The 15865-nt window shown below is 55.6% G+C and carries 11 protein-coding genes; 8 read left to right on the top strand and 3 right to left on the bottom strand.

The annotated features are described in order from the left end of the window. Positions 1-684: hypothetical protein (locus tag RMSM_RS25535; RefSeq protein ID WP_201767076.1), on the bottom strand; the 684-nt coding region annotated here is incomplete at its 3' end. Here RMSM_RS25535 and RMSM_RS25530 point away from each other — a divergent pair. Further along, positions 668-1384, top strand: coding sequence for an HAD family hydrolase (locus RMSM_RS25530; RefSeq protein WP_008703441.1), 717 nt, complete (start codon positions 668-670; stop codon positions 1382-1384). The genes RMSM_RS25535 and RMSM_RS25530 overlap by 17 nt on opposite strands. Positions 1385-1656: 272 nt before the next feature. Here RMSM_RS25530 and RMSM_RS25525 read toward each other — a convergent pair whose 3' ends face one another. Continuing rightward, entirely contained in the window at positions 1657-2481 is an 825-nt protein-coding gene (locus tag RMSM_RS25525; protein ID WP_008703438.1) for a thiazole synthase, read from the bottom strand. 429 nt (positions 2482-2910) lie between these two features. Between RMSM_RS25525 and RMSM_RS25520 the strand changes: the two genes are divergently transcribed. The 4 genes from RMSM_RS25520 to RMSM_RS25505 all read left to right on the top strand — a co-directional run bounded on the left by RMSM_RS25520 (position 2911) and on the right by RMSM_RS25505 (position 8706). Continuing rightward, entirely contained in the window at positions 2911-5943 is a 3033-nt protein-coding gene (locus RMSM_RS25520; protein WP_081614324.1) for a PSD1 and planctomycete cytochrome C domain-containing protein, read from the top strand. A gap of 62 nt (positions 5944-6005) precedes the next feature. Continuing rightward, complete coding sequence (locus RMSM_RS25515) at positions 6006-7469, top strand: DUF1501 domain-containing protein (RefSeq protein ID WP_008703432.1); 1464 nt, start codon at positions 6006-6008, stop codon at positions 7467-7469. A 253-nt stretch (positions 7470-7722) separates the two neighbouring features. Continuing rightward, a complete protein-coding gene (locus tag RMSM_RS25510; RefSeq protein ID WP_144057956.1) occupies positions 7723-8289 on the top strand; it encodes a hypothetical protein in 567 nt (188 codons plus the stop codon). 27 nt (positions 8290-8316) lie between these two features. Then, positions 8317-8706 carry a hypothetical protein gene (locus tag RMSM_RS25505; protein WP_008703429.1) on the top strand — a complete coding sequence of 130 codons (390 nt, stop codon included), beginning with the start codon at positions 8317-8319 and terminating at the stop codon, positions 8704-8706. A gap of 59 nt (positions 8707-8765) precedes the next feature. On the opposite strand, the gene RMSM_RS25500 is transcribed toward RMSM_RS25505, so the two are convergent. Further along, a complete protein-coding gene (locus RMSM_RS25500) occupies positions 8766-12251 on the bottom strand; it encodes a pyruvate carboxylase (RefSeq protein WP_144057955.1) in 3486 nt (1161 codons plus the stop codon). Positions 12252-12687: 436 nt separating this feature from the next. Between RMSM_RS25500 and accD the strand changes: the two genes are divergently transcribed. The 3 genes from accD to RMSM_RS42990 all read left to right on the top strand — a co-directional run bounded on the left by accD (position 12688) and on the right by RMSM_RS42990 (position 15798). After that, complete coding sequence (gene accD, locus RMSM_RS25495) at positions 12688-13644, top strand: acetyl-CoA carboxylase, carboxyltransferase subunit beta (RefSeq protein ID WP_008703424.1); 957 nt, start codon at positions 12688-12690, stop codon at positions 13642-13644. A 96-nt stretch (positions 13645-13740) separates the two neighbouring features. Further along, entirely contained in the window at positions 13741-14679 is a 939-nt protein-coding gene (locus RMSM_RS25490; RefSeq protein ID WP_008703423.1) for a serine/threonine protein kinase, read from the top strand. 636 nt (positions 14680-15315) lie between these two features. Next, positions 15316-15798, top strand: a complete 483-nt coding sequence (locus RMSM_RS42990; RefSeq protein ID WP_008703422.1) for a hypothetical protein — start codon at positions 15316-15318, stop codon at positions 15796-15798. The last annotated feature ends 67 nt before the right edge of the window (positions 15799-15865 follow it).

Genomic DNA, 15865 nt, shown 5'->3' with positions numbered 1-15865 from the left:
TTTGAAAAGCACCACCATTCGTTGATACACCGGAACGTCGACTGCTTCGCGTTGATACAGCGTGCGAAGTCTGCGGCGAAAGCGGGTGCCGACAATGTCGCCTCGCGAATAGACCACCAAATGGTCGAACAATGTGAAGTCGACATGCAGCGGAACACCCCATTGGCTGGCCACCCCGACGCATGCTTCGATATCGGATTGCTGCAGGCGACGGTATCCGGCTTCGATCAGCATCCGCTCGCAGAGTTCGAGAGTCGGAGAAATGTGAGGGTGCGTTGGGGGGGCGTCTGACGATTCGTCTTGGGGTGTATCGGCATCGGATTCCTCCGCCAGCGGGTCGCGGTGGTCCGAGTCGGGGTCCAATGCGGAGTACCATTTCGAGAATTCGGTGTGGTACGCCGCGCTATTGCGATTGAGTATGCTCTCGACTTGCCCAAACGCTTGGGTAAACAAACTTTGTTGCGATTCGCTCAGTTCGTTTCGGCGGATCAGGTATTCTCGCAGCCGAGATGGTTCGACGGGCAAATATAGTTCGACGGACCAATGATCGGGATGGTCCGAGATCAGTCCCGATGCACTCAGTTCGCTAATGTCGCCGAACGAACTTCCCAAAGGGCGTGTCGTTGCGCCGTCACGATTGACAGACCACTCGACGAGAAAACGATCAATGAACGATTTTGACACCACGGACTCCCAGTCGTCCGACGAGCAGGTGGACGCAACGCGAAAACCGGTTCGCGGAGTGGCACTCGATATGGACGGGCTGCTGATTGATACCGAACGATTGTACTGGCAAGTGGGCGATACACTACTGCAGCGACGCGGATATCGCTACAGCCGTGAACTGCAAGCCCGCATGATGGGCCGCATCGGCGTGTCGGCGATCACGCAAATGATCGACATGCACAATCTTTCGGATACGCCCGAATCACTGCTCGCCGAATCCGATGAACTGTATGGAGCATTGTTGGCCGAACAGCTTCAGCCGATGCCGGGATTGAGTCAATGGATGGATGCGCTGCAGCGATCGGGGTTGCCATTTGGATTGGCGACCAGCAGTCAGCGCAAATTTGTCGATGTCATTTTGCCCACGTTTGATTGGTCCGATCAGTTGGCGTTTGTGTTGACCGGCAACGATGTCGTCAATGGCAAACCACACCCCGAGATGTATTTGACTGCGGCCGAAAAAATGCAAATCCCCGCATCGGACATGCTGGTGCTCGAAGACAGCGGCAATGGCTGTGCCGCAGCATTGGCCGCCGGAGCCCAAACGGTCGCCGTGCCAAGCGAACACACCAAAGACCAATCGTTCGACGGCGTGATGTTGATCGCCGATTCGCTACTGGACCCAAGACTGCATGCGTTGATCGCATCAATTCAGTAGCGAAAGTCGCCAAGACTTTTTGCGTACCGCGCGAATACTGTGCTTCATCTCCCCTCGGGGGAGGTCAGAGGTGGCGGTAGCCAGCTCTGGGTGGGGCTCGCGGTGTTAGGGAAAGCTCCGGTCAATCGCAGTGTCACCAGGCCCGAGATCGAAAACCACCCTCCCCGGCCGCTATCGCGTCGGACCCTCCCGCACACGGGAGGGCGAATTCGTCGGAACGTCGCTGTCGCTGCGTTCGGGCCTCCATAAGACGACAAACAGACAGCATTCGCTTACTGCCCCGTCAACGGTGCCGATCCGTAGGGGCGGGTGCTGATCACGCCTTCTTCGGGGCTGCTGGCGGTGCCGTAAAGTCGCCTCGGAATGCGGCCAGCCAAATAGGCGTCTCGACCGGCGATCGAAGCATGCTTCATCGCCCGTGCCATGCGAATCGGATCACGTGCATGCGCAATCGCCGTGTTCAGTAGCACACCATCGGCCCCGAGTTCGAAGGCTTCGCTGACATCACTTGCAGTTCCCACGCCCGCATCGATGATCACGGGGTAATCGGGATCGTCTTCCTTCAAATACTCCAAAATGATCTGCAGGTTGTTGGGATTCAGCAGTCCTTGCCCACTGCCAATTGGGCTGCCCGCCGGCATCACGCTGGCCGCCCCGACGGCTTTGAGCCGTTGAGCCGTGACCGGACAATCACTGGTATAGCAGAGGACTTTGAATCCTTCTTTGGTCAATTCCTCACACGCGGCGAGCGTTTCCGATGGATCCGGCAGCAGCGTTTTGCTGTCGCCGAGCACTTCGAGTTTGACCCAATCGGCACCGGCATTGTCGAGCGAACGCAGGATCTCGCGGCCCAGCTTTGCAGCGCGAATCGCATCTTTGGCCGTGTAGCAACCCGCGGTATTGGGAAGCAAAATGTAGCGATCCAGGTCCAGGAAATCGAGAATGTTCTGCCCCATGCGGTCGTACAGCCGCTCGCGACGCACCGCGACCGTCACACAATCGCTCCCCGAAGCAAGCAGCGAATCTCGCATTTGAGGCATCGAGTCGTAGCGACCGGTTCCGACGATCAGACGGCTCTTCAGTTGATGGCCGCCCACGACTAGCCCAGGATCAACCAGGCCAAAGTTTTCGTCAATCGCCTGGGGGGTGGATTCCGTATTAGACAATGCGAATGCTCAACAGAATGCGGGTAAATCGGAAAGACACTTCGACGAATCTCTAAGGATACCAAATCGTCCCGTTTGCTGGCGAGCGGCCCATGCGAGCCGCTTTGGCAAACGGTACCGAGCTAGCCCATCGCCATCAACTTTCGTAGTGGGACTCGCCAGAGTTCCTGACCTAATTTCGTAGTGGAACTCGCCAGAGTTCCTGACGCTATATCAGCAAATACAGGAATTCTGGCGAATTCCACCACTTGAATCTCACCCAATGGGTACCAATGGAGAGGGCATTGGTCCAGCGGCCCCATTTCGCCAAACGAATCGTCCGATAGCGACGCGTCGCGTGCCATCGATTATGATAGATCCATGATCTCCCACCCCTCCCCCCACCTCCTGCATCGTGTCCTGCTAGCCCTGTTTAGCTGCGGCTTCGGTGTCCTGTCCCGCTCTCATGCCGACGATGCGATCTCGTTTAATCGAGACGTCCGTCCGGTGTTGGCATCGCAATGTTTTGCCTGTCATGGCCCCGACGAAGATCATCGCGAAGCCGATCTGCGGTTGGACGTCGACGAAGCCGCGATCGAGCACGGAGTGATCGAGCCGGGCGAACCGGACGCCAGCGAATTGGTGCGTCGATTGTTTTCGACCGACGAAGACGAGGTCATGCCGCCGCCGCACGCGGGCACACTGAAACCCGAGCAGAAACAACTGCTTCGCGATTGGGTGCAAAGCGGGGCGAAGTATGACAAGCACTGGGCCTTTACCGCGCCAACGCGGCCCCCGGTGCCAACTGCATCGCAATCCGAATGGGGGCGAAACGAGATCGATGCCTTTGTGCTCGATCGTTTAAATCGCGAAGGAATCTCGCCTTCGCCCGAGGCCGACCCGATGACGTTGGTCCGCCGCTTGTACCTCGATTTGATCGGGCTGCCGCCGACGCCACAGCAAGCCGATGCGTTTGTAGCCTCAAGCGATCCGCACGCCTACGAAACGCTCGTTGACGAACTACTGCAATCGCCTCACTACGGCGAACATTGGGCTTTACCCTGGTTGGATCTCGCTCGCTATGCTGACACCAACGGCTACGAAAAAGATCGCGAGCGTTCGATTTGGCCGTACCGAGATTGGGTGATCCGGGCATTGAACCAGGACATGCCTTACGACGATTTTTCGATCGCACAACTTGCTGGCGATTTGTTACCCGGTAACCGTCCCGATGATTTGATCGCGACCGGATTTCACCGCAACACGATGCTCAATGAAGAAGGCGGCATCGATCCGCTTGAGTATCGCTACCTGGCGATGGTCGATCGCGTGGCAACGACCGGTATCGTGTGGCTCGGTCTGACTACGGGGTGTGCGCAGTGCCACACCCACAAATTCGATCCGATTACCCACACCGATTACTTTCGCTTGATGGCGCTGCTGAACAATGCGGACGAGCCCGACTATGCAATTCCTGATCCCAATGTGGAACAACAGCGAAGCGAATTGTTTGCTGAAATCGCGTCACTTGAATCTCAGTTGATCGATGCTTTTCCGGTCGGCGATGACAAGTCGCGAACGTTTGCAAGCGAATTTGCCAAATGGATCGCCGAGCAAAAAATGGTCGCGACGCCTTGGGAAGTCATCGCGCCGGCACAGATGACATCGAATCTGCCGCGACTCGAGCTACTCGACGACGGCAGCGTCTACGCCAGCGGCGATACCACCAAACGTGACGAGTACGAGCTCGCTTTTACGATCCAGCAAAGCGATTTGCCGATCACGGCGATTCGGCTCGAAGCATTACCGGACGATCGGTTGCCCGAGCGGGGGCCTGGTTTGGCGTTCTACGAAGGCCGCAAAGGCGATTTTTTCGTGAGCGAATTGGATGCAACGCTCGATGATGTCGCATTGGGGTTTGGCGAGGTCTCGCACACCTACAACACCACAAACGACGGTGCTCCCAAAGTCCGTCCCGACAACGTCTTTGATGGTGATGGATCGACGGGTTGGCAGCCGGGCAATCACAAAGGCGAGCGGTTGCACCTAGTGATGAATCTGCAGCAGCCGATTGAAACGCCCGGTGAGCTTCGCATCAAGTTGTTGTTTGAACGTCATTATGTCGCCAGTCTGGGGCGTTTTCGCATTGCGATTACCAACAAGCCGGATGCGGTCGCAAACCGACTTTCCGAGACCGTCGAAACCATCCTCGCATCTTCGCATGACAGCGACGAGCATGACAGCAACGAGTATAACGCGGCGCTGCAACGCGAGTTTCTGCGAACGACTCCGCTATTGGCTGAGGCTCGTAAACCGATCGATGCGTTGCGGGCAAAGTTGCCTGAGCGGACGACTACGTTGGTCATGCAAGAACGTCCGGCCGATTACCCACGCCCGACCTTTCGTCATCATCGTGGCGAGTACCTTAGCCCCAAAGAACAGGTGAACCCGGGGATGCTGAGCGTGTTTACAAACGACGAAGCGAGTTCGCCGAAAAATCGTCTTGAATTGGCACGTTGGCTCGTCAGTAACGCAAATCCCTTGGTCGCCCGGGTGACGGTCAATCGAGCTTGGCGGTCGCTGTTTGGTGCGGGCTTGGTGCGGTCCAATGATGATTTTGGTGTCCAGTCCGAACCGCCGACGCATCCTGAATTGCTCGATTGGTTAAGCGTCGAGCTGGTCGAAAACGGTTGGTCGATCAAACAACTACTCAAGCGGATCGTCATGAGCGCGACCTATCGTCAAGACTCCAAAGGGACGGCCGAGCTTGTCCACATGGATCCCGACAATCGACTACTTGCCCGCGGTGCACGCTACCGCGTCAACGGTGAAACGATTCGTGACATGATGCTTCAAAGCTCAGGATTGTTGTCGACGACGATGTACGGTCCCGGCGTGTTTCCGCCGCAGCCGCAAAGCGTGACGGGATTAGCGTATGGCAATTTCAAATGGAACACCGCTAAGGATGCCGATCGCTATCGCCGATCGATTTACACGTTCAAAAAACGCACGGCGGCGTTCGCTGCCTACACCGTGTTTGATGCACCGACGGGCGAAGAATGTATCCCACAGCGAAACCGCAGCAATACGCCGCTGCAAGCGTTGACGGTGTTGAATGACGAGATGTATTTAGAGATGGCCCAGGCGTTGGCGAAACTCGCTTGTGAAAATACTGACGATTCGCCTGCGGAAATCGCAACGTGGATGTTCCGCCGCATCTTGACACGGCCTCCCTCGGCCGACGAAGTAGAGATGTTGACGGCGTACTTCGACGCTCAAAAACAGCGGCTCGTTTCGGGCCAGCTCAATGCCGAAGAGATTGGCGGCGACAAAAATGCCACCGCTGACGTCGCAGCATGGTCAATGGTCGCTCGGGTGATCATGAATTTGGACGAAGCCGTGACTCGCCCCTGACCCTTTCCACATTCAATTTTTCATTGAGTCGCCGTACCGTCTGGCCCCCTTTGGACAACGCCATGAATTCTCACTCTCAACCCAATCCAACCCGCCGCCATTTCTTCCAAGACTGTGGCGTCGGGCTTGGCAAAATGGCACTCGCGTCGCTGATTGCCAGCGGCGGAAAGCAGGCATTTGCTGGCCACGATGATGTGTCAGCCTCGAGTGATGTTTCTCGCCTGAGTTCGGTGCGTCCGACTCACTTTCCTGCCAAAGCCAAACGGGTGATCTTTCTATTTATGGCCGGCGCACCCAGCCAGCTCGATTTGTTTGACAATAAACCCAAACTCGCCGAGCTTGCGGGACAACCGATCCCACCCTCGGTGATTGGCAACCAACGCTACGCGTTCATTCAGCCTGATGCAGCGGTTCTTGGTCCGCAGTTTCCATTTGCCAAGTATGGCGAAAGCGGAGCCGAGCTATCGGATCGTTTGCCGCATCTGTCCAAAGTCGTCGATGACGTTTCGTTTGTGAAATCATGCACGACCGATTTGTTCAATCACGCACCGGCACAATTGTTGTTCAATACCGGCAATCAGTTGCCGGGACGACCGAGCATGGGGGCTTGGTTGAGCTATGGGCTAGGCAGCGAAGCGAACGATCTGCCCTCGTTTGTGGTGTTAAAAAGCGGTGGCAACCTGAGTGGCGGAGCGGCGATGTGGGGCAGCGGTTTTTTACCTGGTTCGCATCAAGGTGTCCCTTTTCGTGAGTCGGGGGATCCGATTTTAAATGTGGCTAATCCTGCGGGTTTCGATACGCAGGCGCAGCGTGAATCGCTCGATCTGATTCGCAAGCTGAACCAAAAACGTCAAACGGTGGTGTTTGATCCCGAGATTGAAACCCGCATACGCTCGTATGAGATGGCGTATCGCATGCAAACGCGAGCTCCGGAGTTGATGGATTTCCAAAGCGAGTCAGCCGAAACACTGGCGATGTACGGCGCCGAGCCGGGCAATGCATCGAAATCGTTCTCCAACAACTGCTTGCTCGCTCGGCGTTTGGCAGAGCGAGGAGTGCGATTTATCCAGGTCTACCACTCGGGATGGGATCACCACAGCAACGTCGCTGGCGGTTTGAAGTCGCAATGTGCTGCGACCGATCAAGGCTGTGCTGCGTTGATCCAAGATCTGAAACAGCGAGGTTTGCTGGACGAGACGCTGGTGGTATGGGGCGGCGAGTTCGGCCGTACACCGATGGTCGAATCGAGTGCCGCGTTGGGACGCAGCATGGGGCGTGACCATCATCCCCAAGCGTTCACGATGTGGTTTGCCGGCGGCGGGATCAAGCCCGGAATCACGCTTGGCGCGACCGACGAACTCGGTTTCAACATTACCGAACGGCCGGTGCATGTGCACGACATTCAAGCCACGATTCTGCACTGTTTAGGCCTGGATCACCAGCGTCTGAGCGTCAATTTTCGCGGACTGAACGTCAAACTCACAGGCGTCGAAGAGCATCACGTCGTCCAAGAGTTACTTGCGTAGTGTTCGAGTAAAAAAATTTGCAAAAGCACCCTAAGTCGCGAAGCGATGAAAAGCGATAGCCGCGGATGCCAATACGTGGTCTCGTTGAGATGACCTTCGGTTGTTGCGCAAGGGAGCAGTATGAAGACGTCGCACTGAATTTTCTTCCCGAGGACTCGTTGGCTTATCATGGACGGCCGATTGACTAAACTGATTCCTCCGGCATCCGTGCCGTAGACTGAGTTTGGAGGATTATTCCATGAGGAACCACGACGTGAATCGTATTATCGCTTGTTTGCTGCTCTGTATGATCTCGGGGCCCCTAATGGCACAGGACTGGGATCCCAATGACGATACTTTTGATCCGAGTATACAATCGGTGGTGATTGGCGATTCGTCGTGGATTGGCGATCCCTCGCCATTTGTTCACACCGGATCCTCGCGAACCGGCTACACGTATGTGAACGCTACCGCTTACGAAGGCATGGATCCGTCGGTACAGATCTCATTGATGGTGCCGTTGAAACCAGGCGAAACGGTTCCCGCAGCGGGGGGAATGCTGATGTTCGGCAAGGAGCAAGCCGAGGCATTTGCGAAAACATGGGCGGGGCAGATTGAGTCACAGGATAAAGAGAAGCAGCAGCGTTTGCCTATCAAAACATCGATTGCCCAGGCGAATTGGGCGTTGACAGTGGCGGTGAAAGAGGGACAACGATTCCTGCAGTTGGAAAACACCAGCAAAGACAAAGTGGATACCTATCGTTTCTCCTTCAACGCGTCGAAGAAACTGTTGGGAGCGATTGAGCACTCGATCAAGAAGCTCAAATCAAAGACCGAGTAAAGACCGCACACGGAGACCGATTGTTTCATGCGTTTTGCCGCCTACTTGCAGCCGTTTTCGGATTACCCCATGTTGCTGCGACGGGTGCGGCATGTGCTTGAGCGGTTGCCTGCGGAAGTGCAACAAGATTTTTTGGAAGACCCTCGTTTCCAGGTCACGATCGATAATTACCAGCCGGGCGTGGGGTGGTCGTTCTTGATGCCCGCCCCAGGAGATTCTGGAACTGCCAGCCGCTGCGTCGTGCTTCGGTTGAAGCTTGCCGATGCACCTGAACCCTTTGCTTGGTACGTGATCGCGCATGAATTTGCCCACGCCTTTTTGAGGAACGGCGGTTGGGGAGAAATCACTGACATCGAGGAAGCGGCTGATGCCATGGCCGCCTCGTGGGGCTTCGCGCGACCGAAGCCCCAACTCTGAATTGGCCCGTTTATGAATTGGCCCGCTTCGGAAGTGGCCCGCTTCGGAAGTGGATTCGGCTATTTGACCGTGATCGTCGCTAACAAATCGCCTGCTTCGACTTGGGTGCCGGCGGGCGTTTGGATGCTGGCGATCGTTCCGCTGACTGGTGCATTGATGGTGGTTTCCATCTTCATCGCCTCGAGCACCATCAACTTTTGCCCTTCTTTGACTTTGTCGCCTTCGGCCGCCGCAACCGTGATTACCATTCCCGGCATGCTGGCGGCCACTTGACCAGGATCGCTAGTGTCGGCCTTGACCGCTGCTTTGACCTTTGGTTCGAGCGATTTGTCAAGGATCGAAACTTCGCGTGGCTGTCCGTTCAGTTCAAAGAAAACAGTCCGTCTGCCATCGGGATGCGGCACGCCGACGGCAAGGAAGCGGACGATCAAGCGTTTGCCAGGTTCGATATCGACCGCAATTTCTTCGCCGGGTTCTTGTCCGTAGAAAAAGTTGGGCGTGGGAATGTGATCGACGTCGCCATAGGTGTTGCGGTGTTTGGCAAAGTCCTCGAACACCTTCGGGTATAGCAGATGCGTGACCGCGGCGCGATCGTTCTCGGGATCACCGGTCAACTTGGACGCGGCGGCCCGAGCGGCAGCGACGTCGGCGTCAGGCATCGAATCGCCTGGCCGATTGAGGACCGGTTTCTGGTCACCCAAGATGATTTTGATGACTTCCTCGGGGAATCCGCCTGGTGGTTGGCCCATCCGTCCGCCAATCAGATCAATCACGCTGGCAGGATAGGCCAATGATTTGTCCGCGGTCAAAACGTCTTCAGCTGACATTTCATTGGCGACCAAGAACAACGCCATATCCCCGACCGCTTTACTGGTCGGAGTGACTTTGACGATGTCGCCAAACAAGCGATTCACGCCGGCGTAGGCTTTGCACACTTCGGCCCAACGATCCGACAGCCCCAGTGCACGGGCTTGCTGGTACAAATTAGTGTATTGTCCGCCGGGCATCTCGTGTTCGTAGAGGTCGCCGGTGGCCGGCAACACGCTGCTTTCAAACGGCAGATAAAATTCGCGTGCGGCTTGCCAATACGTCGCCAACTGCGTCAGCGAATCGGTCGACAGCGAGGACTCGCGATCAGTATCGCGAAGCGCTTCGACCAAGGTGTTCAGGTTGACTTGGCTGGTGCCACCGGAAAGGGGGGCCAGTGCCGCGTCGGCAATCTGCAGTCCTTCGCCCGCAGCGGCCAGGATGGTTGCCGCTTGGATGCCCGCAGTATCGTGCGTGTGGAAATGAATCGGGATGCCGATTTCTTCTCGCAACGCACGAATCAACTGGACCGCTGCGGCGGGTTTGCATAGCCCGGCCATGTCCTTGATCGCCAACAAATGGGCGCCGCGTTTTTCCAGCTGTTTGGCCAAATCGACGTAGTACTTGATGTCGTACTTGGTGCGTCGTGGGTTTTGCAGATCGCCGGTGTAACAGATCGATGCTTCGCAAATTCCGCCTTCGGCCAACACCGCATCCATCGCCACGTTCATGTTTTCGAGCCAATTAAGTGCATCGAAAACACGGAAAACGTCCATGCCTGCTTGCACCGCTTCGCGTACAAACAAGCGGACGACGTTGTCGGGATAGTTCGTGTAGCCGACCGCGTTGCTGGCTCGCAGCAACATTTGCGTCAGGATATTGGGGACCTGTTCACGCAGGTCAGCGAGACGTTGCCACGGAGATTCTTTGAGGAATCGCATCGTGGTATCGAACGTGGCTCCGCCCCACATTTCCAGCGAAAACAGCTGAGGCGTCAACTGCGCGTACGCCGGCGCGATTTGCAACATATCAAACGTTCGCACGCGGGTGGCCAGCAGCGATTGGTGCGCGTCACGCATGGTGGTGTCGGTAAACAACAACCCTTTTTGGTTTTGCACCCATTTGATCAGCCCGTCGGCGCCTTCGCGGCGAAAAATGTCCTTGGTCCCTTCGGGCAATTGTTTGCCGGGCAGCTCGTTTAGCTTTTTCAGTGCGGGAACCGGGGCGGGGTCGCGGCGAGTGGCGACGGGGCGTCCAACAACCAACGGGTTGCCGTTAACGATCGTCTCACCGAGAAACGCCAACAACTTGCTGGCGCGGTCGCGACGACGCGGCAATTCAAACAGCGACGGCGTTTGATCGATCAAGCGTGTCGTGGCTTCGCCGGCCAAAAAGTCCGGATAGTTGATCATCTTGATCAAAAACGGAATGTTGGTCTTCACGCCACGAATGCGGAATTCGTGCAAACAGCGGTCCATGCGTGATGCAGCCGAGGCCAGCGAGGGAGCTCGCGCGGTGACCTTCACCAACATTGAATCGTAGAACGGATTGACCACCGCGCCACTGAACGCACTGCCGGCGTCCAGCCGAATGCCCAATCCGGCAGCGGAGCGGTAATGGCTGATCCGTCCGTAATCGGGACGAAATTGGTTGCTTGGGTCTTCGGTGGTCACACGACACTGCATCGCAAATCCGCTGGTGCGAATTGCCTCTTGCGACGCCAATCCCACCTCTTCGCTTTCCAGCGGATAGCCTTGTGCGACCAAGATCTGACTGCGAACGATATCAATTCCCGTGACTTCTTCGGTCACGGTGTGTTCGACTTGGATGCGAGGATTGACTTCGATAAAGAAGAATTGCTGTGCGTCGACGTCGTAAAGAAATTCGACGGTGCCGGCATTTTCGTAGCCGCTGGTGTCTCCGCCAACCGCGCGTCCAATTTTGATTGCCGCCTCGCACATCGCTTCGCGGATGTCGCTGCTCAAGTTCGGTGCCGGGGCGATTTCGACGACCTTTTGGTGTCGACGCTGAACGCTACAGTCACGTTCCCAGAGGTGGACAAGATTGTTGTGTCGGTCGCCGAGCAGTTGGACTTCGATGTGGCGTGCTCGCTGAACAAACCGCTCGACGAACACTTCGTCGCTGCCGAATGCGGTTTTCGCTTCACGCTGAGCCGCTTCCAGCGCCGCTGGCAATTCATCCGCCGAATTGACGACACGCATCCCGCGTCCACCGCCGCCTTTGGATGCTTTTAAGATGACTGGGTAGCCCATCGAGTTGGCGATTTCGAGTGCTTCGTCAACGCTGGAGAGGGCTTCGTTTTTGCCCCCCAGCACAGGCACCTGAGCGGCTTCGGCAATCTTTCTCGCCGCTGTTTTGTCACCGAGTTGTTCGAGTGAATTGACGCTGGGGCCGACAAACAAGATGCCCGCGTTTTCCAGTGCCCGTGCGAACTCGGGGTTTTCGGACAAGAATCCGTAACCCGGATGGACCGCATCGACATCATGTTTTTTGCACAGATCGACGATTGCTTCGATGTTCAGGTACGAGCGAATCGGTTCGCCAGGTTCGCCAATCTGATACGCCTCGTCCGCCTTGAAGCGGTGCAGTGCATAACGATCTTCGTGGGAATAAATCGCAACTGTACGAATCCCAAGTTCCGTTGCACTGCGGAAGACTCGGGTCGCAATTTCGCTGCGATTGGCGACAAGAAGTTTTCGTACCGGTCGAATCGTCATGATCGTGTCGTCAAAAGAGAGAGAGGAGGGGAGGGGAGATTTTCGCTCAAACATGGACCTTAACAAACGCTGCGGTCGAAGGGATGCGAGACGTGGAAAATACTTCCTGTGTCCGCAGGGGCCCCCTTCTTCGGGGACTCCATTTCCATCGGCTGGCAAATTCAATCGGCTGGCAAAATTGATTGGGCTCGCAAAGCGTACCGATTCGAGACGTTTCGCACTCTTATGGAGCCCGGGGGCTCGGAAGGTCAAGTTGAGTTGACTGCAATTTAGCGAAACCGAGACTTGGGGTCATGAGGGGTGTGGGGGCAGTTCCCGCAATCAACGGCGAGCAACTACAATTTGAGGGAGCACAAATTAGAAAAATCGGCTAAGGTGAACGTTCGATTCCGACTTTGAAATTGTTGATCCCCAAGACAGTATGGTCCGAAATAGCATGGCAAGCGTTGATTCGACCCCTTCCGAAACCGACGGCTCTTCGAAAACCGAACGATCCACCCCTGTGGTGTCGTCTGAAAGTGCGCCGTCCGAAGGCACGGTGGCGGCACACGCCTCGACCGTCCAGGATAGCGTCGATAAGACGGCTCAGCCCAAGAAACGCGGTGTTCCCGAAGGATTGTGGGTAAAATGCCCTGGTTGCGGTGCGTCGGTTTATAAGAAAGAAGTGGCCCAGCGGTTAAACGTTTGCCCCAAGTGTGAATACCACTTCTACGTCTCGGCCACCGAACGGATCGCCCAGGTATTGGACGAAGGAACATTCGAGCCGATGAACGAGCATCTGCGGTCTTCCGACCCGCTCGAATTCTCGGATCGGCGGAAGTATTCCGACCGGTTGGTGTCCGAACAAAACCGCACGGGGCTCAGCGATGCCGTACTGACCGGCACCGGAATGGTCCGTGCTCGCCGCGTCGCGTTTGCGGTCACCGACAGCGCCTTCATTATGGGCAGTATGGGGTCGGTGGTCGGCGAGCGACTGACCCGTTTGATCGAATTTGCCACCGAACATGATCTGCCATTGATCATCATTAGTGCAAGTGGCGGAGGGGCTCGGATGCACGAAGGGATCCTTTCGCTGATGCAAATGGCCAAAGTGTCCGCCGCATTGGCACGCTACGACGAAGCGGGCGGGTTGTTTGTGAGTGTCCTGACGAACCCTACTATGGGCGGGGTTGCTGCCAGTTTTGCTTCGTTAGGAGATTTGGTCTTTGCCGAGCCCAAAGCGTTGATCGGATTTGCCGGACCGCGAACAATTAAAGCGACCATCGGAATTGAATTGCCCGAAGGTTTCCAGACGAGCGAATTTTTGTTGGAGCACGGCTATATTGACCGAATCGTGCCACGAAAATCGCTGAAAACGGAGATTGCTCGCGCAATCGACTATTGTGGAAAGTAGGTTTTCAAAGGAAGGGATCGGTCCGAATGGATGGCGGATTCTTTTTAACCTGCTGCGCTTTTACTTTTCTCTCGTTTCCCAATGCTCGCGTGACCTATGGGGTTATTTGATTCGCTCAAGGCTAAATTCAATTCCGCTTCCAACAACGGAACCAAAGCTGCAAAAGCGGATGGTAAGGTCAATTTAAAAGCGAACGCGCGAATTAACGTCGAGTTGCGTTTTGACCGGATGCGAACCAGTGCCACGGGGACGATGAGTAATTTCTTCGTCGCCACCGATCGCGTGCACAAACGCACCGTCGGCGTCAAATTGCTTGACGTTGAAAAAATGGAGCAATTCGAAGCCCGCTTCAAAGGGCTGAAAAAGCCGAGCGAAGGGGAGATCGCATTGGGGATGAAGCATCCCAACGTGGTCGAAACCTACGAAGCGGGGCTGACAAGTAAGGGACAGCCCATTTTGGTGATGGAGTATGTCGAAGGCCCCAGTTTGCAGCATGTGATCGTCAATCGTCAGGAAGCGAATCTGAAGGGAAAGCGGATGGGGTTGATTCGCCAGATGGCCGAAGCGATCCGCTACGTCCATTCACGCGGTTTTATCCACCGCGATATTTGTCCTCGCAATTTCATTTGTTTCCCCGATTTCAGCGGTTTGAAACTCATCGATTTTGGCTTGACCGTGCCTGCGACGCGTCACTTTATGGCGCCGGGAAATCGCACCGGCACCCCGCTTTACATGTCACCTGAAATCGTGCGACGTCGTTCAACCGATTTTCGCGTCGACATTTTTTCGTTCGGAATCACCTGTTACTGCCTGTGCTGTTTCGAGCATCCGTGGCAGGGGGATGTGGTGAACGGAAAGGCAGCTCTGCACCACGATACATCCCCACCCAAGGATCTATTGGATCGTTGCCCTGAGGTCGAGCCGCGATTGGCGCGAGCGATCATGGGCGCCTTGCAACCCAACGTCGATAAGCGAACGGCAAGCATGGATCAGTTCCTGCAAGCGATCAAATCGCTCGAAGGAATCGATTATTAGGCCTGCTGGGGGAGGAGTTTGTATCGTAAAAAACGGCATAAACCGCCCCGGCTGTTAAACCACGTGCGGTTTGCCTGTTTTAACAACGTTTTCGTTGACACTCTATTTATCGGCTAACTATACTTCACTGGTCGAGTCAAGCGAGCCTTTCGCTGCTCGTGCATCAGAGCGTGCCAGCGTTGATGAATTGGCATTTGACCAGTTCACCCGCCTATCGTGTCGCTGGATCTCTTTTTCGTCGGGGATCTCTTGTCGGTCGGAACGTATACGGAATTTTCGCAATGACCCTACTCGGGAAGTCGTTCTCAGTCATCATTCTCATCCTCAGCTTGACCTTTATGGTTTTGGCTCTGGCGGTTAACGCATCGCACCGCAATTGGCGGGACGTGGTGACAGGCCCAGGTGGACTGAAAGAACAAATTCAAGATTATGAATCAACCAACGAGCAGCTTCGTGATACGCAGCAACGTGTCGAAGCCGCCTTGGCTCGTGAACAAGCCGCGCGTCGAACCGCATTGGCTGCGTTGACGACTCAGTTGGACCAATTGAAAGACCAACTGCAAAAAACGAGAAGAGAGCTATCAGCAAAAAGAAGCTCAAAACACCGTCTTTGCTCAAACCGATCGCAGCCGTGCTTTGCAGCTCGAAGAACTGACTGCCGAAGCGAATCGGTTACGCCAACAGATCCGCAAAGAGCAAGAAGACCGCGACACCCTGTTCACGCAAACGCTGAAATTGACCGACCAAATGAATCGCTTGCGTGGGATCGTTCAGATCCAAAGTGAGCGGAACGACCAATTGATGGCCCAGGTGACTCGCTATAAAGAGGTCGTCGATTCCAAGGGAATCGATATCAACGAACCCCTTGATGGTTCGCCGCCGGATCGCAATGGCACCGTGTTGGTGATCAACCGTCCCAAGAAACTGATCGAAGTTTCGATTGGATACGATGATGGGTTGCGATCAGGTCATCATCTCGAAGTCAGTCGACAGGGCCGCTATCTTGGCAAGGTCCGTGTGTTGAAAATTGAACCCGAACGAGCGGTCGCGGAAATCCTACCCGACTTCAGCCAAGGCACCATCCAGGAGGGCGATCGTGTCGACACTACCCTCGACTGAAACTCCACGTAAACAACCCCCCAGCGTTTACACCGTCATTTTGATTCTGGCGATGTTGTTCATGCTC

The organism is Rhodopirellula maiorica SM1 (assembly GCF_000346295.1).
Taxonomy (GTDB): domain Bacteria; phylum Planctomycetota; class Planctomycetia; order Pirellulales; family Pirellulaceae; genus Novipirellula; species Novipirellula maiorica.
Note: the sequence above shows the minus strand (reverse complement) of the source record. Positions and strands in the feature narration are given on the sequence as shown.

Coding starts and splice junctions, on each gene's coding strand:
- RMSM_RS25530 (WP_008703441.1), top strand. CDS start 668: ATGAACGATTTTGACACCACGGACTCCCAGTCGTCCGACGAGCAGGTG.
- RMSM_RS25520 (WP_081614324.1), top strand. CDS start 2,911: ATGATCTCCCACCCCTCCCCCCACCTCCTGCATCGTGTCCTGCTAGCC.
- RMSM_RS25515 (WP_008703432.1), top strand. CDS start 6,006: ATGAATTCTCACTCTCAACCCAATCCAACCCGCCGCCATTTCTTCCAA.
- RMSM_RS25505 (WP_008703429.1), top strand. CDS start 8,317: ATGCGTTTTGCCGCCTACTTGCAGCCGTTTTCGGATTACCCCATGTTG.
- RMSM_RS25500 (WP_144057955.1), bottom strand. CDS start 12,251: ATGACGATTCGACCGGTACGAAAACTTCTTGTCGCCAATCGCAGCGAA.
- accD (WP_008703424.1), top strand. CDS start 12,688: ATGGCAAGCGTTGATTCGACCCCTTCCGAAACCGACGGCTCTTCGAAA.
- RMSM_RS25490 (WP_008703423.1), top strand. CDS start 13,741: ATGGGGTTATTTGATTCGCTCAAGGCTAAATTCAATTCCGCTTCCAAC.